Origin of the sequence: Streptomyces sp. NPDC020845 (genome assembly GCF_044334165.1) — a bacterium.
In the GTDB taxonomy this organism is placed as follows: Bacteria; Actinomycetota; Actinomycetes; order Streptomycetales; family Streptomycetaceae; genus Streptomyces.
In genome coordinates this window covers 1-18,888 of the sequence record NZ_JBIRSJ010000027.1, presented here as the reverse complement: position 1 = coordinate 18,888, position 18,888 = coordinate 1, and the positions used below count along the sequence as shown (strand labels likewise).

Annotated in this window: 8 protein-coding genes; 7 read left to right on the top strand and 1 reads right to left on the bottom strand. The window is 69.6% G+C overall.

The window, feature by feature from the left end; all coding sequences use genetic code 11:
• Positions 1-53: 53 nt before the first annotated feature.
• Positions 54-3,035, bottom strand: coding sequence for an alpha-L-fucosidase (locus ACH4U7_RS47975; protein WP_398534050.1), 2,982 nt, complete (start codon positions 3,033-3,035; stop codon positions 54-56).
• Between the two features lie 207 nt (positions 3,036-3,242).
• Here ACH4U7_RS47975 and ACH4U7_RS47970 point away from each other — a divergent pair, with 207 nt between their 5' ends.
• The 7 genes from ACH4U7_RS47970 to ACH4U7_RS47940 form a co-directional block, all read left to right on the top strand.
• On the top strand, positions 3,243-4,247 hold the full coding sequence (locus ACH4U7_RS47970; RefSeq protein ID WP_398534049.1) for a LacI family DNA-binding transcriptional regulator: 1,005 nt from the start codon (positions 3,243-3,245) through the stop codon (positions 4,245-4,247).
• A gap of 155 nt (positions 4,248-4,402) precedes the next feature.
• Positions 4,403-6,238: a flavin-containing monooxygenase gene (locus ACH4U7_RS47965; RefSeq protein ID WP_398534048.1), complete on the top strand. Its 1,836-nt coding sequence runs from the start codon at positions 4,403-4,405 to the stop codon at positions 6,236-6,238.
• Between the two features lie 35 nt (positions 6,239-6,273).
• Positions 6,274-7,944 carry a hypothetical protein gene (locus tag ACH4U7_RS47960; protein WP_398534122.1) on the top strand — a complete coding sequence of 557 codons (1,671 nt, stop codon included), beginning with the start codon at positions 6,274-6,276 and terminating at the stop codon, positions 7,942-7,944.
• 526 nt (positions 7,945-8,470) lie between these two features.
• Complete coding sequence (locus ACH4U7_RS47955) at positions 8,471-9,631, top strand: acyl-CoA dehydrogenase family protein (protein ID WP_398534047.1); 1,161 nt, start codon at positions 8,471-8,473, stop codon at positions 9,629-9,631.
• A 9-nt stretch (positions 9,632-9,640) separates the two neighbouring features.
• A complete protein-coding gene (locus ACH4U7_RS47950; RefSeq protein ID WP_398534046.1) occupies positions 9,641-12,808 on the top strand; it encodes an amino acid adenylation domain-containing protein in 3,168 nt (1,055 codons plus the stop codon).
• Positions 12,801-17,432 (top strand): beta-ketoacyl synthase N-terminal-like domain-containing protein, encoded by a 4,632-nt coding sequence (locus ACH4U7_RS47945; RefSeq protein ID WP_398534045.1) that lies wholly within the window; start codon positions 12,801-12,803, stop codon positions 17,430-17,432. Before ACH4U7_RS47950 ends, ACH4U7_RS47945 begins: the two co-directional genes overlap by 8 nt.
• A partial coding sequence (locus tag ACH4U7_RS47940) for a beta-ketoacyl synthase N-terminal-like domain-containing protein (protein ID WP_398534044.1) occupies positions 17,429-18,888 on the top strand: 1,460 nt, incomplete at its 3' end. The genes ACH4U7_RS47945 and ACH4U7_RS47940, both read left to right, overlap by 4 nt.

Sequence of the window (18,888 nt, the reverse complement as noted above, 5' to 3'; positions counted from 1 at the left end):
GGTGTTCCAGGAGCGTTCCAGAACCCTTTCGCGACCTTGATCAGCGCTCGGACTCAGCCGAGGGAGATCCGGTCGAGGTCCGGGGCCGACTCGGTGGCGTTGGAGATCTCGATCGTGTTGGCGCCGGGTTTCAGGGTGACGGGGACGGAGGTCGTACGTGGGGTGGTGTTCCCGGTGTCGGTCACCGTCACCGCGGTCGGCGGGCCGCCGTTGACGCTGATCTGGAACGAGCGGGTGCCGTTGACCGTGTAGTCGAGGTAGAGCGTGCGCTGCCCGCCGTCGGGGACGACGACGTCGGGGAAGGTCACGGCCGCCCGTTCACTGCCGCCGATGTTGCGCACCTTCTCGGCACCGGAGCAGGGTCCGCAGCTTGTGATGCCGGTGCTGCCCAAGTGGTTGGCCGAGTCCTCCGCCTCGCGCGCCCAGATCCGGCCGGCGGGCAGCGGCCGCACCCGGACGGGGTCCGAGACGGACTTCTGCCGGCCGAGCAGCGTGAAGTCCGCCGTGACGGGGATGTCGGGCGAGCCTGCGTCCTGGCCGGGTGGCGAGGTGAGGGTCCAGCTGCCCGTCAGCGTCTGGCCGAGCCGCAGCGACCGGGCCGTGACCGGACCGCCGTCCGCGGTCCAGCCGGCCGGCAGCCGCGGGGCGAGGCTGACGCCGTCGAGCTGCTCGTCGTCGTCGAGCCGGAGCGACGCCGTGACGGTGATCGACCGCTGGCCGGGGCCGACCCACTGCAGGCCGTGTGGCCGGACGGTGAGCGTGGTCTTGGGCGTGTACGAGGCCGGGGGCAGGGGCGCGACCGCGATCCGGTCGAGGCCGGGACCGCGGACGGCCGTGGAGAAGATCCGTACGGTGTTGGCGCCGGCCTTCAGCGGCACGGAGACCGCCGTGCTCTCCGGCACCCCTCCTGCCCTGTCGGGGTTGTTCGCGACGACGGGCACCTCGACCGGCGCAGCGCCATTGACGCTCACGGACAGGGAGGAGGTGGCCGCCGCGGTGTGGTCGAGCTGGAGCCGGTAGTCGCCGTCCTCGGGGGCGCGGACGTCGCGGTACGTCACGGAGTTGCTCAGGCCCCCACCGAGCCCGACGACCCGCCGCGCACCCGAGCAGGCGCCGCACTCGACGGAGCGGGCCGCGCCCGTCAGCCGGTTCTCCCGTGCCTCGGCCTCCAGCGGCAGCCGGGTGCGGGTGGGCTTCGGGCGGCCGTACGCCACCTGGATCTCGTCGATGCGCAGCTGGTTGAAGAACTCCGGCGCCTGCGGGCCGCCCCACAAGCTGCGTACCTCCAGCTTGAGATAGCGGGCGTCTTGGTCGCCGATGTCGATGGTCTGCACCCCGCGGGCGCTGCGCAACGCGCCCGCGCGCACCTGCGTCCAGCGCTTGCCGTCGCCACTGGCGTAGACGCGGTAGTCCTTGATGCGCGCGGAGTCCTCGGGACGGCCGAAGGACGACCGTGCGTGCGTCGGGGACCATTCGCGCTGGTTCACCGCCAGAGCCGTGGCGCGTTTGCGGGCGCCGAGATCGAGCGTGACGGAGACGGGCAGCTCGCCGTCGCTGTCCCAGTAGGTCTCGTGGTTTCCGTCGGCGAGGTCGGCCGCCAGGTGCCCGGCGCGTGCGGACGAGGCGGTGGCGTCGACGCCGGACTGCGGGTAGTAGGGCTGACGGCCGTCGGTCTCGACCTTGAACACCGTGTCGTACGGATCCCAGTCGCTGATGCCGAGGATCGACAGGTGGCCACCGGACTGGCTGAAGCGCATCGCCTCGCCGGTGCGCAGGTCGGTGACGCGGCGCACCGCGTAGCCGTTGTCGCGCAGCCGCACCAGATCGGTCCGCGGCCGTGTGACCACGTGTACGTACTGGGTGCGGTCGCCTTCCTCGCCCCGGCCCACGGTGACCACGCCGTGGGCGCCGTCGTTCCAGAAGCCGGGCTGCATACCGCCGTACATATAGCCGCCGCCCTCGACGCCGTACACCGACTCCCGGACGGGTTCGACCCACCGGCCCATGAAGTCGTTGAACTCCTCCTGCTGTGGCGGCAGTTTGCCGTTCACCATCGGTGTCTCGGCCATGAGCGATTTGATGGAGGACCCGGCGTTGGTGATGTAACGGCCGGTGCTGAGCCGGGCGTCGACCTGGTGGTCGCCGCCGTCGTACCACCAGTCGCCAGCGGTCGGCAGCTTGTAGTCGGCCTCGGTCAGCCGTGGCATGGGGACGGTCACGGCGGCGGGGTAGTCGTACGCCGGGGTCATGCCGGTCTTCTGTTCGTTGCTGACCGTGTCCATGATCGGCGTGTCCTCGTTGTTGTTGCTCAGCAGCCAGGACGGCCGGCGCTCACGGATCTGCTCGTAGAGGCCCTTCTCCTCCCAGTACTCGTTGTCGTTGTCGATCCAGAAGCCCGACAGGTCCGGGTAGTTCTCCATGACCTCGAAGAACAGGTCGTAGCTGAACATGCCGAAGCCGCGGCGCGTGGTCAGGTCGACCTGCCGGCCCTTGTACGCGGAGTAGGCGGCCGAGTCCAGCGTCTCGGTGCCCGACTCGTTGTGCCACTGCGGGTCGTCGGTCATGTAGAGGATGATGTGCACGCCCTTGGCCTTGCCCGCGGCGACCAGTTCGCCGAGCAGATCGCGCTCGGTGGCACAGCTGCCGGGGATCTTCGAGGGCCAGGGGCGGGCGTAGCCCAGCCTGCTGTGGAAGGTCGCCAGCACGATGTACGAGGCGCCGAGCTTACGCGCCTCGTCCACCCAGTAGTCCGCGCTCCAGCCGCCCTCGGTGACATCGCGCTCCCACTCCCGGCAGTTCTGGTGCTTGGGGTAGGTGAACATGCCCCAGTGCAGAAATAGGCCGGCGGTGGACGCGCGCAGCCACTCCTGCCGCGGATGCTGGACCTCGGCGTCGGCCGCGGGGGCGGAGAGGAGGCCGACGGCCAGGGCGAGTACGAGTGCCGCGCACAGGGTGCGCCAACAGGTGCGCGCGGCGCGTGCTGCTCGGGCTGCTCGGATGTGTAGGGGGCGGAGCGGGATCCTCAGCGTGGGCATGTCCTGTCCTCCGTGAACGTTCCCGTGAGCGTTCACGGAGCACTGTCCGGCCCACTCGGCCGCTGTGTCAATATGTGTGAAACGGCGGGATGTTACGCGGATGCGATCCATTGACGCCCGTCGTCGCCGCGGCGATGATCGGGGCGGGAGCGTTCACGTGAGCGCTCTCGTACGCCACGTACGCGGGGTGGGGAGAGGGGTGGGGCCGTGCCCCCGAACGCCAGGTCGCGCCGTATCACCATCGACGACGTGGCGCGTTCGGCCGGGGTGTCCCGGCAGACCGTCTCCCGCGCGGTCAACGACAAACCGGAGATCGACCCCGCCACGCGGCAGCGGGTGCTTGAGGTGGCCCAGGCCATGGGCTACCGCCCCAGCCGGTTCGCCCGTGGCATGGTCGGCCCGGGACTCACCACGCTGGGCCTTGTCATCGCGGATGTGCTCAACCCCTTCTTCCCCGAGGTGGTCTCCGGCGTGCTGGCGGCGGCCGACGAGCGCGGCTGGCAGGTCGCCATCTACAGCACCGGGTCCGCCCTGGAACGGGAGACCGCGGTGGCCGCGACCGTGGTGGACCATGTGGACGCCTGTGTCGCCTTTCTGCTCGACCCCGCCGCCATCGAGCTCGTCCAACGCTCCGGTATGCCCTTCGTGCTGCTCGACAACGAGCACCGGCCACCGGCGGTGAGCGGGGGCCGGATCGACTTCGCCACCGGGATGCGCCAGGCGGTCGGCCACCTCGTGGAGCGCGGCCACCGTCGGATCGCGATGCTCGACGACCGCGGACGCCCGGACGCCGGGGACCGCGGCACCCGGCACTCGCTGTTCCTCCGGGCCGCCACGGAATTCGGGCTGCCCGCCGAGGAGGGATGGGTGTTCCCGGCCGTCAACTCCCTCGACGGTGGGGCGGCGGCCATGGACGATGTGCTGGACACCGGTTTCGGGGCGACGGCCGTGCTCGCGTACAACGACCTGATCGCCATCGGCGCCATGCGCCGCGCCCGCGACCGCGGGGTGAGCGTGCCGAAGGACTGCGCGTTCGTCGGCTGCGACGGGCTGACCCTCAGTCGGCTGGTGGACCCACCGCTGACCACCCTGCTGGTCGACAAGGAACTCCTCGGCCGGGCCGCGGTGCAGCAGGTCGCCACGCTGATGACCGGCGCCCAGGCGCGCGAGACGGTGATCGTGCCGCGCCTTGTCGTACGCGCGTCTTCCTGATCCGGTTCCTGATCCGCGCCCGGCCTGTCGCCGTCGCTGTGGCAGACGCCGTGGCAGACGCCATGGCCAAATTTAAATCAATCGATTGACTGATTGAAGTGCATTGGGTTGACTGGCGCGCAGACCGCAATCATGGAGCAAGGAGACTTCCCCTCGTGAGTGGCGTTCCCCCCACACCCACCGGCCTCACCCCCACCGACCCCGAGCAGCTTGGCTTCGATCCGGACGAGTTGCGCGCCCGCTACCGCGCCGAGCGTGACCGCCGGATCCGCCCCGACGGCAAGGCCCAGTACCAGAGCACCACCGGCCAGTTCGGCTACTTCGAGGACGACCCCCACGCCGACCGTGGGTTCACCCGCGAACCGCTGCGCGACCGGGTCGAAGCGCTGGTCATCGGCGGCGGGTTCGGCGGCCTTCTCGCCGCGGCGCGGCTGCGCCAGGCCGGCGTGGAGTCGATCCGAGTGATCGAGAAGGGTGGCGACTTCGGCGGTACCTGGTACTGGAACCGCTACCCGGGCATCCACTGCGATATCGAGTCGTACATCTATATGCCGCTGTTGGAGGAGGTCGGATACGTCCCGAAGTGGCGGTACGCGCCGGGAGAGGAGATCCGGCTGCACGCCTGCGCCATCGCGCGCCGCTTCCACCTCTACGACGACGCCTGCTTCCAGACGCAGGCCACCGAACTGCGCTGGGACGAGGCCGAGTCGGAGTGGATCGTCTCCACCGACCGCGGTGATGAGATGCGGGCGCGCTTCGTCGCGGTGGCCGGCGGGACGCTCAGCCAGCCCAAGCTTCCCGGCATCCCCGGGATCGAAAGCTTCAAGGGGCACACGTTCCACACCAGCCGCTGGGACTACGCCTATACCGGAGGAGACGCGGGTGGCGGCCTGGACAAACTCGCCGACAAACGCGTGGCCCTCATCGGCACGGGCGCGACCGCCATCCAGGTCGTGCCGCATCTCGGGGCCGACGCACGACACCTGTACGTATTCCAGCGCACACCGTCCTCGGTGGATGTGCGCGACAACCGGCCCACCGAGCCGAAGTGGGCCGAGTCGCTCGGGCCGGGCTGGCAGCGGCGGCGCATGGAGAACTTCCTCAAGGTCGTCACGGGCGTACGGGCCGACGAGGACCTGGTGAACGACGCCTGGACCAGCAGTGCCCGGCTGTACGAGAAGATGATCCCGACCAACAGCTATGCCCACATCGGGTCCGAGGAACGGGAACGCGCCTACGAGATCGCCGATTTCCAGAAGATGAACGAGTTGCGGGCCCGCGTGGACACCCTCGTGGAGGGCCCGGAAACGGCGGAAAAACTCAAGCCCTGGTACCGCTATATGTGCAAGCGGCCCACCTTCAGTGACACCTATCTCCAGACCTTCAACCGGCCCAATGTCACCCTGATCGACACGGCCGACACCCACGGCGTGGAACGGATCACCGAGACCGCGGTCGTGGTCGGCGGGGTGGAGTACGACGTCGACTGCATCGTCTTCGCGACCGGATTCGAGGTCGGTGTCTCAGGGGTCATGTCCGGGAAGCTTCCGGTGTACGGCAGGGGCGGGGTGTCCCTGATGGACTCCTGGAAGGAGGGTCCGAGGACGCTCCACGGGTTCTACAGCCACGGCTTCCCCAACCTCTTCCAGCTCGGCCCGGTGCAGAACGCCAGCGCCGTCAATTTCGTCCACGTCCTCGACGAGCAGGCGCTCCATATCGCCGAGGTCGTTGCCGAGGCGCGCAAGCGCCGGGCCCGGTATGTCGAGCCGACGGTCGCGGCGCAGGACCAATGGGTGGCGACAATCCGCGAGAAGGCTGCTGACCTGCAGAAATTCCATGCGGAGTGCACGCCCGGCTACTACAACAACGAGGGCCGGCCGCGTAAGCGGAGCGAGTCCTACGGCGACGGCCCGGTCGCGTTCCATGAGCTGCTGCGGCGCTGGCGTGGTGCGGACGGCGGGATGAACGACGTCCTCATGGAGGCCCAGTGAAGACCGGGGGTTCCGAGGAGGTGGGCAACGACACGATGGTGTCACCCAGCCGGTTCGACGCGACCGGCCGCAGCCGAGCCACCAGCAGCCATTGGGAGGTGGAACGGCTCAACCAACCCAACCGGCTGTGGGGTTCCAACGGCGTCGCCTTCGGACCCGACGGGCGGCTGTACGTCGCCCAGTTCCTCGCCGGGCAGATCAGCGCCGTCGACCCTGTCACCGGGGACGTCGAGGTGATCGTGCCGATGGACAGTCCGGTCCAGTCACCGGACGACCTCGCCTTCGGGGCGGACGGCTCGATGTACATCACCGACCTGGTCCCCGGCCGGGTGTGGCGCCGCAGCCCCGAGGGGGCGTACACCCTCGTGTCCGACGAGGTCACCAACCCCAACGGCATCACTTGCATCGGCGACCGGCTCTTCATCAACGAGATGAAACCCGACGGCCGCCTGATGGAACTCTTCCCGGCCGGCGGTGGCCCGGTGGTACTCACCGAGGGGCTGGCCATGGGCAATGCGATGCAACTCGGCCCGGACGACCATCTCTACTATCCGCATATGCTCAGCGGCCAGGTCTGGCGGATACCGCCGGACGGCGGTACGCCCGAGGTGGTCGCGGAGGATGTGCACCAGCCGGTCGCGGTCCGCTTCGACCAAGGCGGTGTACTGCATGTCCTGTCGCGGGGCGTGGAAGGCATCGTGACGCGCATCGATGTGCACGGCACCGGGTCTCGGGCGCTCGTCCACAGCGGTGTGGTGGGCCTGGACAACGCGGCGTTCGACACCGAGAACAGGATGTTCCTCTCCAGCTACGCCAGCGGCGGCATCATGGAGATGCACTCCGACGGCAGGACCCGCGAGATCGTGCCACGCGGGCTCGACGGGCCCTACGGGGTGACTGTCGATCTGGGTGGCACGGTGTACGCGGCCGACCACTACCGGCTGGCGAGCCCCGCCGTCTCCCTCGACATCTCCCGGGAAACCTCCCACGAAAGCTCCCACGAAGTCTCCGTCGACGACGAGCCGGGCACCGTGGCCACATCCGCCTTCCTGTGCTTCTCCCATGGGATCGCTGCCGACGCCGAACTGCTGCACCTCACCTCGCAGTTCGGCGACGTCCACACCTACGACCCGGTGCACAGGACCACCCGGAACCGGGCATCCGGGCTGAAGCAGCCTCTAGGGATCGCTGTGGGGCCGGACGGCTCGCTCGTCGTCGCCGAGGCGGGCGCCGGCCGGGTCGTGGCCATCGACGACAACGGCACCATCACTCCGCTCGCCGAAGGGCTCGACCACCCCGTGGACGTGGCCTTCGACGAGGAGGGGCGCTGCTATGTGAGTGACGACCGGCTCGGGGTGGTGCACCGGATCGACGACGGGGAGACGGTGACCGTCGCGGACGGTCTCGGGGCGCCGCAGGGCCTGGCGGTCATGGGTGACGAGCTGTTCACGGTGGAGACCGATCACCGCAGGCTCCGGGCGATCTCACTCACCACGGGGGAAAGCAGAATCGACGCGGAGGACCTGCCGGTCGGACCGCCCCCGGGCGTCGTCCCCCGCACCCAGCCCGCGCTGTTCGCCGGCGGCCTGCCGGGAATGGCCATCCGGTTCGCCGGCCTCGCCGTCGCCCCGGAGGGCTCCCTGCTCCTGTCGGCCAACGGCGAGGGCACCGTACTCCGGCTGACCCCGGCCCGGACCGGCGCCTGACAGCTGCCCCGGGAGAAGCGGAGGAAGAATGACGCTCGCATCGTCGTCCGGGCTTCGTATAGGTCCAGACGGCGGTGGGCGACGCCTCTCCGCATAACCTTCCATTTGACACCTTCCCCTCCTTCCCATCAGCTTTGCCGGAAGCATTGCCGCCAACGGAGGCATGGGTTAGCCTCTTTAGCTGTTGTGGAGTGACGGGCCTGAGCGACCTCATCGTGCATGTTTGTTGAAAGAGTTCCGCCCATAAAGACGCCGCCCGATATTGGGAATTGGCGCGGCTGACTGGGATCACCCCGTTCCGCTTGGCACAGCAGGAACCTGTGGGAACAGCCGACCAGAGCGGCGACGCCATTGCATCGGGCCGACTCAGCCCGAATGACATGTCATGACATGTTCTCTTCAACCTTATCGGCCGTTGGCCCTTCTTGGCCCACGCCCGACCTCCCCGAGCCTGGAGCGCCCACCGCCGCGCTCACCACGGGGCTGCTGAACAGTGCCTTCACCCCAAAGAGCGGAGAAACCACTGATGATCAGCCAGCTGACGACGGGACAGCGAGAGAACTGGAGGCGGTTCCGGAAGTTCGCGGATACGGCCCTGGCGCCCCGGGCGGATATGTGCGACGCGGAACAGGAACTTCCGCGGCCGATTGTCAAGGACCTCGCTGATGAAGGATGGATCTCCTCGCTACTGCCGGAGGACTGGGGCGGCTCGGCCAGGGACACCGTGACCTACGGCCTGATGTCCGAGGAGATGGGGCGCGCCTGTTCCACGGTACGCAATTTCGTCGCCGTCGAGGACATGGTGTCCCACTCCATCTGGAAGTGGGGTACGCCCGCGCAGCGCGCACGCTGGCTTCCGGCCGTCGCCGCGGGCGAGGCGGTCCTCGCGTTCGCCCTCACGGAGCCCGGAGTGGGCAGCGACGCCAAGAGCGTAACGACCGAGGCACGGCCCGACGGCCCTGATCTGGTGCTGAACGGCGTGAAGGAATGGATCAGCTTCGGTCAACTCGCCGACGGCTTTCTGGTATTCGCCCAGTACGAAGGGCACCATACCGCTTTTCTGGTGGACCGCGACTCTCCGGGCATATATGTCGAACCGCTGCGAAACCTGCTGGGTCTGCGGGGCTCGATGCTGGCCCGGATCACTTTCGACGAATGCCGTATCCCCTCGGACGCCATGGTCGGCCGCCCCGGCTCGGGGCTCGCGTTCGTCGCGTCGTCCGCGCTCGACATCGGCCGTTACAGCACCGCGTGGGGGTGCGTGGGACTCGCCCAGGCGTGCCTCGACGCGTCGACCGGGTACGCCGAGAAGCGCACGCAGTACGACAGCGTGATCATGGAGCATCAGCTGGTGCAGCGCATGCTCGCCGACATGATCACCGGCGTACGGGCGGCACGGCTGCTGTGCTGGGAGGCCGGGGTCGCGAAGGAGACCAGGGCCGCGGACGCCGTCCATCAGACGCTGGTCGCCAAGTACTTCTCCTCCGCCATGGCCAATCGCGTGGCCTCCGACGCGGTGCAGATCCACGGGGCACGCGGCATCGGCGGGGAATCGCCGGTCGCGCGGCCGTTCCGGGACGCCAAGGTCATGGAGATCATCGAGGGGACGACACAGATCCACCAGACGCTCCTCGGCCGCTGGAGCAGTCGCGTCCACCATCCGGCCGACGACTCGGTCCAGTTATGAGGCAGTCTCATGACGCATCCCTCTTCCCCACGGGCCGCCCTGTCGCCCGCGCAGGAGCAGGCATGGCTGCTGAGCCGACTGGTACGGGACAGCCCGCTTCCGCATGTGGCCTGCCGGCTGGAACTGCACGGCGCCCTCGACCCGGGCGCGCTGGTTTCCGCGTTTCGTTCGGTCCTGTCGCGACACCCGTCGATCGCCGCTCGCTTCGACGCGGCGGACGGCACCCCACTGCCGCTCGACGCACGACCCGACATACCCGTCACACACCATGACGTCTGTCCATTCCCACGGAGCGAACGCACCAGGCAGGCCGACGAGTTGGTGGCCGACACCGTACGGGCCCCCTTCGACCCGGCGCGGGGGCCGCTCGTCCGGGCCGGTCTGATCCGGGGCGGGGAGCGGGAACACATCCTCGTGGTGGTGACGCACCGTCTGGTGTGCGACCGAGCGTCGCTGGAGCTATTGGTGTCGCAGACCGCTGCCGCCTACGAGGCGCGAGTCACCGACCAGCCTGACGCCCCACCACCACATGCCTCAGCGTCGTACGCCCCGGAGCCGCAGGCCCCAGTGCCGCGCTCCCCGGAGAACACCCCCGAACCGCCCCCCGCGCCGGAGCTCCCCTGGGACCGGCCGGTCCCCCTCCGCCGCGATCTGCGCGCCGAGGCCGTGCTCTTCGACATCCCCGAACCGGCCTCGACAACACTCCGCACATGGGAGGGCGACGGCCTCGACGCGGCGCTGCTGGCGGCGTATCTGGTGCTGCTGCACCGCTACAGCGGGCAGACGGATCTGATCGTCTCCGTTCCTGCTCCGGACGGCAGACACCCAGGCGACGCCGGTGTTCCGGGCTGCTTCGAGTCGGAGGTCGCGGTACGGTGCGCGATCCGGGCCACGCTGCCGTTTCGGGAACTGGTCCGCGAGGTGCGGCGGCAGTTGGAGGCAGCCACCGCCGGACACGGCGCCGCGCTCGGCCATCCCGGATTCTCGTACCGGGCCGCCCCACGGATCGGCAGCGATGTGGCCGGCCTCACCATGACGTACCGGCCGGAGTACAGCCCCGCCATCGTGGGTGATCTGGCTCTCCATCTGACGGATGACGGGGACCGGTTATCGGGCCACCTGCTCTTTGCCACCGATGTGTTCGACGAGTCCACAGCGCGCCGCGCCGTCGGACACCTCAGCACACTGCTCCTCGGCGTGACCGAGGACCCCGATCGGCCGGTGGCCGAGCTGCCTCTGCTCACCGCGGACGAGGAACGCATCTTCGACGAGCTGAACAGTGTCGCGGCCCATCCGCCGGACCGGACGTTCTCCCAGCTCTTCGAGGCGCAGGCGGCCCGTACCCCGGACGCCCTCGCGCTGCGGGCCGACGGCACAACCCTGACGTACCGCGAGCTCAACGCCAGGGCCAATCAGCTGGCCCACCTGTTACGCGAACTGGGAGTCGGCCCCGAAGTCGCCGTCGGCATCCGCATGGAGCGCTGTCCGGAGATGGTGGTGGCGGTCCTGGGCATCCTCAAGGCGGGGGGCGCCTACGTACCCGTGGATCTGCGTGATCCCGTCAAGCGCAGGGACGGCATCCTCAGCGACGCGGGCGTCAGCACCCTTGTGGTGGCAGGAGCGCTCGAGCCCGGGGACCTGGGGACGTACCGGATCGTCGCACTCGACACGGCGTGGACCGCCTTGCGGGGCAGGCCCACACAGAACACGGCCGTCGCACCCGGCGCCCTGTCACACGCCGCCTATCTGCTCTACACCTCCGGCTCCACAGGCAGGCCGAAGGGGGTCGTGGTGGAGAACCGTCAGCTGGTCAGCTACACCATGGCCGTCGTCCGCCGGTTCGGCATCGATGGGCCGATGCGCTGCGCCATGGTGCAACCGCTGTCGGTGGACTCCAGTGTGACCATGCTGACCCCGCCGCTGTGCACGGGCGGTGAGCTGCATCTCATCGCCCGGGACACCGCCCTGGACGCGAACAAGCTGGCGGACTGGGCGGCCGGGTGGGGCATCGACATGCTGAAGATCGCGCCCTCCCATCTGCGTGCGCTCCAGTCCTCGCCCCGCTTCGCCGAGTTGCTGCCCCGGCGACTGCTCGTCGTCGGCGGCGAGGCATCGGATTGGCGCTGGTTACGGGAGATCCAGCGGAGCGCCCCCGCCTGCCGGGTGTTCAATCACTACGGCCCCACCGAGGCCACGGTCGGCGTCCTCACTCTCGACGTTTCCGAGCATCTGGACGCCGAGTGGGACACGGCGCCCCTGGGTGTCCCGCTGCCCGGCACTCAGGCCCATGTCGTCGACGAGGCGGGCCGTGCGCTGCCTGCCGGTGTGGCCGGTGAACTCCTCATCGGTGGCGCCAACCTCGCCCGCGGCTATCACCACCGCGACGACCTCACCGCAACCGCCTTCGGCCCCGCCACCTCCGACGAGCCGAAGGGCCCCCGGCTGTATCGCACGGGCGACATGGTCCGGCGGCTCGCCGATGGCACGATCGCGTTCCTGGGGCGGCGCGACGACCAGATCAAGGTCCGCGGCTTCCGCGTGGACCTGGGCGAGATCGACGCCGCGCTGGGGAGCTACCCCGGGGTGCGGAACGCCGCGACGGTCGTACGCGAGGACGAGCCCGGTGACCGGCGGATCGTGGCGTACTACGAGACGGTGGGCCCGGGCGTGGTCGGCCGCCCCGAGCTCGAACGCCATCTGTACGAACGGCTGTCACCGCATATGGTCCCGCAGTCGCTGGTCGTCCTGCCCCGTATCCCTCTGTCGGCTCACGGCAAGGTCGACCGCGCGGCGCTGCCCGCCCCGGCCGCCCCCGGCGCGGGCGAGGGCCCCGCCCTCCCTCTCGCGAACGAGCTGGAGCGGGTCGTGGCCGCGGTGTGGCAGGACGTACTGCACACCGAGAGCGTGCGGGCCGACCAGAACTTCTTCGACGTCGGAGGGCACTCCCTGCTGCTGGTGGAACTCCAGCACCGGCTGCAGGCCGCGGCCGGCCGGGAAGTGGAGTTGCTGTCGCTGTTCCAGCACACCACCGTGCGGGCACAGGCCGCGCTCCTGTCCGGGCAGCAACGTCGCACGGAACATCCCCGTTCCGAGCGGCAGTCCGAGGGGGTCCAGCAGAACGCGTTGTTGAAACGCCGCCAACAGCAGTTGCGAGCGAGACGAGGTCAGCATGAGTGAGCAGTCTCCCGGAGCTTACGGCGAGTTCGAGGACGACCTCGACGAGGACACTCTGGACATCGCGATCGTGGGGATGTCCGGGCGTTTCCCGAAGGCCGGGGACATCGACGCGTTCTGGCGCAACCTCAAGGCGGGCGAATGCGCGGTCACCCGCTTCGACAAGGAAGAGCTCGCCGCGCGTGGGGTGGACCCCCGTACGCTCGACGACCCCCGGTTCGTCCGCGCCGGCTATCTGCTCGAGGGCAGCGAGACGTTCGACGCGGCGTTCTTCGGCTACTCCCCCCGGGAGGCCGAGCTCATGGACCCGCAACACCGGGTGCTGCTGGAGTGCGCCTGGGAGGCGCTGGAGAGCGCCGGGCACGCCCCGGGAGGCTACGACGGACTCGTCGGCGTCTACGCGGGCGCGGGTCACAACACATATCTGCTGTTCAACATCGGTACGCGCCCCGGCGCCCACGAGACGATGAGCGACAAGGAACTCGTGATCGGCAACCGGCCCGACTTCCTCAGCAGCAGGGTCTCGTACAAACTGGGCCTCGAAGGCCCCAGCGTGACGGTGCAGTCGGCCTGCTCCACCTCCCTGGTGGCCGTCGTCCAGGCGTGTCAGAGCCTGCTCGCCTACCAGTGCGATATGGCCCTGGCGGGTGGTGTTTCGGTGGACGGCATGCGGCGCAACGGCTATCTGTACAGCCAGGACGGCATCCTCTCCCCCGACGGCCTCTGCCGCACCTTCGACGTCGAGGCGCGCGGAACGGTCGGGGGCGACGGCGTCGGCATGGTCGTGCTCAAGCGTCTCAAGGACGCGATCACCGACAACGACCACATTCATGCCGTCATCAAGGGGGCGGCGGTCAACAATGACGGCGCCAACCGGGCGGGTTTCAGCGCGCCCAGTGCCGTCACCCAGGCCAAGGTGATCTCCACGGCGCTCGCCAACGCCGATGTGGCGCCCGAGAGCATCCGGTATCTGGAGGTGCATGGCTCCGCCACCGCGCTCGGCGACCCCATCGAGGTGGCCGCGCTCACGGCGGCGTACGAGGGGGTGCCGACCGGTCATTGTGCGCTCGGCTCGGTGAAGAGCAACATCGGCCATCTGGACTCGGCCGCGGGGGTGGCCGGACTCATCAAGACGGTTCTCGCCGTGGAACACGGGCAGATCCCGCCGAGCCTTCATTTCACGGAGCCCAACCCACGGCTCGGCCTGGCGGACAGCCCCTTCTACGTGAACACCGAACTGCGGCCCTGGCCCGAGGGAGACGGTCCGCGGCGCGCGGCCGTCAGCTCCTTCGGACTCGGCGGGACCAACGCGCATGTGATCCTCGAGCAGGCGCCGCACACGGCGAAGGACACCGGGCAGACCGCCGACACCGGGCAGATCGCCTACACCGGGCAGACCGCCGATCAGGAACAGTTGCTGGTCCTCTCCGCGAAGACCCCGGAGGCCCTTGAATCGGCCACGGACCGGCTGCTGACGCATCTGCGCGCCCATCCCGGCCAGTCGCTCTCCGACATCGCCTTCACCCTCCGCGACGGCCGCAGCCACTTCCCGTACCGCCGCACCCTGGTCTGCGCGGACACCGCCGACGCCATCGGCGCGCTCGAGGCACGGGACGACGGCAGGCTGCTCAGTGGCACGGCGGCGGCTCTGGCCCACCGCCCCGTGGGGTTCATGTTCACCGGGTTCGGCGCCCACTTCCCGGGGATGGCGCGTGGGCTCTACGCGCGCGAGCCCGCGTTCAGGAACACCGTGGACCGCTGTGCGAGCCTGTTGGAGCCGCTGCTGGGCCAGGACATCCGCCCGTTGATGTTCACCGCGCACACCGACGGCAGGCCCTCCGCGGAGGGCGGGGCGCAGGCCGAGTTCAGGCAGATGCTGCTGCAACCGGAGCGCGGTGAGCATCCGCTCGACGAGCCTCGTCCGGGCCACGCCGCCCTGTTCACGCTGGAGTACGCGCTGGTCGCGCTCTGGGACGCGTGGGGCGTACGGCCGGATGCCATGATCGGCCACAGTCTCGGCGAGTACGTGGCGGCCTGCGCGGCCGGGGTGTTCTCCCTGCCCGACGCGCTGCGCTTCGTGGTCGAGCGCGCCGCGCTCATCGAGAAGCAGGGTGAGGGGGCGATGCTCGCCGTGCCGCTGGCTGAGGAGGAGGCCCGCCGGTACACGAGTGACGACCTCCATCTCGCCGCGCTCAACGGCCCGCAGACGTCCGTCCTGTCCGGAACTCTCGCCGCCGTGGAACACGCCGCACATCAGCTGCGTGACGCCGGGCTGGTGTCCCGTCGGCTGACCAGCCGCCACCCATTCCACTCACCGGTCCTCGATCCCGTCGTCGCACCCTGCCGGGCGCTGCTCCAGAAAATCCGGCTCAGCCCGCCGACAGTCCCCTTCATCTCCAATGTGAGCGGTACGTGGATCACTGACGAGGAGGCCACCTCTCCCGACTACTGGGCGGAACACGTCCGCACCCCGGTGCGTTTCGCCGACGGGCTGCACGCCCTGTGGGGCGTGCCGGACATCGCGCTGGTCGAGATCGGCCCGGGCCAGACGCTCACCACCGGGGCCCTTCAGCACCCCGCCGGGTCCGGGACGGACCGGACCGTGGTCCCGTCCCTGCCCGGTCCCTTCGAGAGCCAGTCCGATCGGGCGACAATGCTCCGCGCGGCCGGACGGCTGTGGCTTGCGGGACGCGAGGACCCCTTCCCCCGTACGGAGGGAGGTACCCGTGTTCGGCTGCCCACGTACCCCTTCGAGCGCCGCACATACTGGCTGGAGCCGGATGTTTCGGCGCCCACCACGAGCTCCGCGCCGCGCCGACACCACGAGGTGTCGAAATGGTTCTACTCGCCGTCCTGGCAACGGCTGCCGGCCGCCACGGCCGGCTCGCCCAGTGCGCTCGCCGCCCACAAATGGCTCGTGTTCGCCGACGAGACCGGGGTCGGCTCGGAGCTGGCCCTACGCCTGGCCGACCTCGGGGCCGACGTGCGGACGGTGGCGGCCGGCGACGCGTGGGGCGTGCGGGGCGAGGACGGATATGTGGTGGACCCGGCACAGCCGGAGCACTACGCCCGGCTCGCCGCCGCGCTGCGGGCGGACGGCGCCCTGCCGGATCGCGTGGTGCACTGCTGGGGCGTCGGCCACGACGCCGACCGGACCCGGTCCGCCGAGGATGTCGCGGGGCTGCTGTGCCGCGCGTACGACAGCCTGGTGCGCTGGGCCCAGGCGGCCGAGGCGGATGTGATGCTGCGGCCGCAGCGCTGGGACCTGGTGACGAGCGAGGTCTTCTCAGTGGTGGGGAACGAGCCGCTGTGCCCGCCGAAAGCGGCGGTGCAGGGGGTGGCCAAGGTCCTCGCCCAGGAGTATCCGTCGCTGACGTGTGCGCAGGTGGACCTCCATCTCGACGGTGCGGAGGCGCCCCGGGCCACGGTCGGGAGACTTCTGGAGGTTCTGGGCCGGGAGCCGGTCGAGCGGACCGTCGCCCTGCGCGGCCGACATCGATGGGTGCCCACGTACGTCCCGTGCGACCTCCCCCCGCTCGCGGCACCGGCGGTCCGGCGGAACGGCGTGTATCTGATCACCGGAGGGCTGGGCAAGATCGGCCTCCTGATGGCGCGCGCCCTTGCCGAGCGGGAGCCCGTACGCCTCGTCCTCAGCGGCCGTACGGGCCTGCCGCCACGAACCGACTGGGACGATCCGGAGCACCCGGCGCGGATCCGGTCCGCAATCGAGGCCGTAAGCGCCATCGAGGAGCTGGGCTCCGAGGTGATGGTGGCCGCCGCCGATGTCACCGACGCCCGGGCCATGGGTGAGTTGAAGGAAGCGGTACTGCGGCGGTTCGGCGCGTTCGACGGTGTTCTGCACTGTGCCGGCACAACCGGTCCCGCCGCACATCGGTCGGTGTCCGAGCTGGGGGACGACGAAAGCGCCTGGCACTTCGGTCCCAAGCTCTACGGTCCGCTGGTGCTGGAGGACATGCTCGCCGACCAGCGCCTCGACTTCGCCCTGCTGTCCTCCTCCATCTCCGCGATCCTCGGTGGTCTGGGCTTTGGCGCGTACGCCTCCGCCAACGCCGTGCTCGACGCGTTCGCACAGCGCCATCACTGCGCCGACCGGCCATGGTCGAGCATCAACTGGGACGCGTGGCTCTTCACCCAGCGGGCACAGGACGACAGCGGCTTCGGGGCCGCGATCCGGGAGCTGGCCCTGACGCCCGAGGAGGGGCGTCGCGCGTTCGACGAGCTCCTGAACACCTCCTCGCAGCCTCATCTGGTCGTCTCCACCGCCGATGTGGAACACCGCCGAAGGCTGTGGGCCGCCGGACCGGCCAAGGACGCGCCACCTGCCGCCCGCCGCCATGAACGACCCAGCCTGCGCAATCCCTATGTCGCTCCGAGCAGCGATACGGAGGAGCAGGTGGCGGAGATCTGGCAGGGGCTGCTGGGCCTCAAGAGCGTCGGGGTGCACGACAACTTCTTCGAGCTGGGCGGGAGTTCACTGCTCGGCCTCCAGGTGGTGCACCGGTTGCGCCAAGACCTGGCCGTGGCGGTCCCGCTGACCATCGTCTACGAGGGGCCCACCGTGCGCAGGCTGAGCAGGCTCATCGACGGACTTGGCGAGAGCCTGTGAGCACGGCGCGAGGCGGGGACGGCGGCCGTGGGGGCATCGCGATCGTAGGGATGGCCGGGCGGTTTCCCGGTGCGCGGAATCTGACGGAGTTCTGGTCGAATCTGCGGGACGGCGTGGAGTCGATCGTGCCGCTGAGCGACGAGGAACTGCTCTCGGCCGGGGTCGCACCGGACGTGTTCAACCAGCCCGGCTATGTGCGAGCGGTCGCTCGATTCGACGGCGTGGACCTTTTCGACGCCGAGTTCTTCGGCTACACGGCCGCCGAGGCGCGGGTCATGGACCCACAGCACCGGCTGTTCCTGGAGACGGCCTGGGAGGCGCTGGAACACGCCGGGTGCGACGCGGCGCGCTACGACGGCAGCATCGGCGTCTACGCGGGGGCGGGGGCCAATCGATATCTCCCGCTCATCGAGCAGGACCCGCACCTCAGGGACACCGTGGGGCTCACCCAGCTCCTGGTCGCGAACGAACTCGGGTTTCTGTCCACCCGGGTGTCCTACAAGCTGGACCTCAAGGGCCCCAGCCTCTCTCTGCGCACCGCGTGCTCGACGGCTCTGGTGGCCGTGCACAGCGCGTGCCTGGGGCTGCTGAACCACGAATGCGATATGGCGCTTTCGGGAGCGGCCAACGTCAACGCGCCGCATATCGCGGGCTATCTCCATCAGGAGGGCTCGTTCCTCTCACCGGACGGCCATGTGCGGCCGTTCGACGCCGACGCGCGAGGGACCGTGTTCGGTACCGGCGTCGGGGTGGTGGTGCTCAAGCGGCTTGAGGACGCGCTGGCCGACGGCGACACCGTGCACGCCGTGATCAGGGGGTCGGCGGTCAACAACGACGGCGCGGTGAAGGTGGGTTTCACCGCACCGAGCGTGTCCGGTCAGGCCGCCGTCGTCGCCGCCGCGCACGCGAGCGCGGGGGTCGAGCCGTCGGAGATCGACTACGTGGAGGCACACGGAACGGGTACGGCTCTGGGCGATCCCATCGAGGTGCAGGCGTTGTCGCGGGTGTTCGGGAACAGCCCGCCCGCGTCGTGTGCCCTGGGCTCCCTCAAGGGCAACATCGGCCACCTCGACGCCGCGGCCGGTATCGCGGGTCTCATCAAGACCGTCCTGGCCCTCAGTCACGAAACCATCCCGCCCACCATCAATCACGACCACCCCAACCCCGATATCGATCTCGGTCACACGCCTTTCCGCATCCACAACCAGCCCGCGCCCTGGAAGCACACGCCGACCCACATCCGCCGCGCGGGCATCAGCGCTTTCGGCTTCGGCGGCACCAATGCCCATCTGATCCTGGAAGAACCACCCGTATCACTTAGAACCGAAGAAACCGAACCCATAACCGATACCACCAGCGATACCGAACACCTCCTCGTCCTGTCCGCCCGCACCCCTCAAGCCCTCGACGCCGCGACCGACCGCCTCGCCCACCACCTCCGCGCCCACCAGCCCGA

Coding starts and splice junctions, on each gene's coding strand:
- ACH4U7_RS47975 (WP_398534050.1), bottom strand. CDS start 3,035: ATGCCCACGCTGAGGATCCCGCTCCGCCCCCTACACATCCGAGCAGCC.
- ACH4U7_RS47960 (WP_398534122.1), top strand. CDS start 6,274: ATGGTGTCACCCAGCCGGTTCGACGCGACCGGCCGCAGCCGAGCCACC.
- ACH4U7_RS47955 (WP_398534047.1), top strand. CDS start 8,471: ATGATCAGCCAGCTGACGACGGGACAGCGAGAGAACTGGAGGCGGTTC.
- ACH4U7_RS47950 (WP_398534046.1), top strand. CDS start 9,641: ATGACGCATCCCTCTTCCCCACGGGCCGCCCTGTCGCCCGCGCAGGAG.
- ACH4U7_RS47945 (WP_398534045.1), top strand. CDS start 12,801: ATGAGTGAGCAGTCTCCCGGAGCTTACGGCGAGTTCGAGGACGACCTC.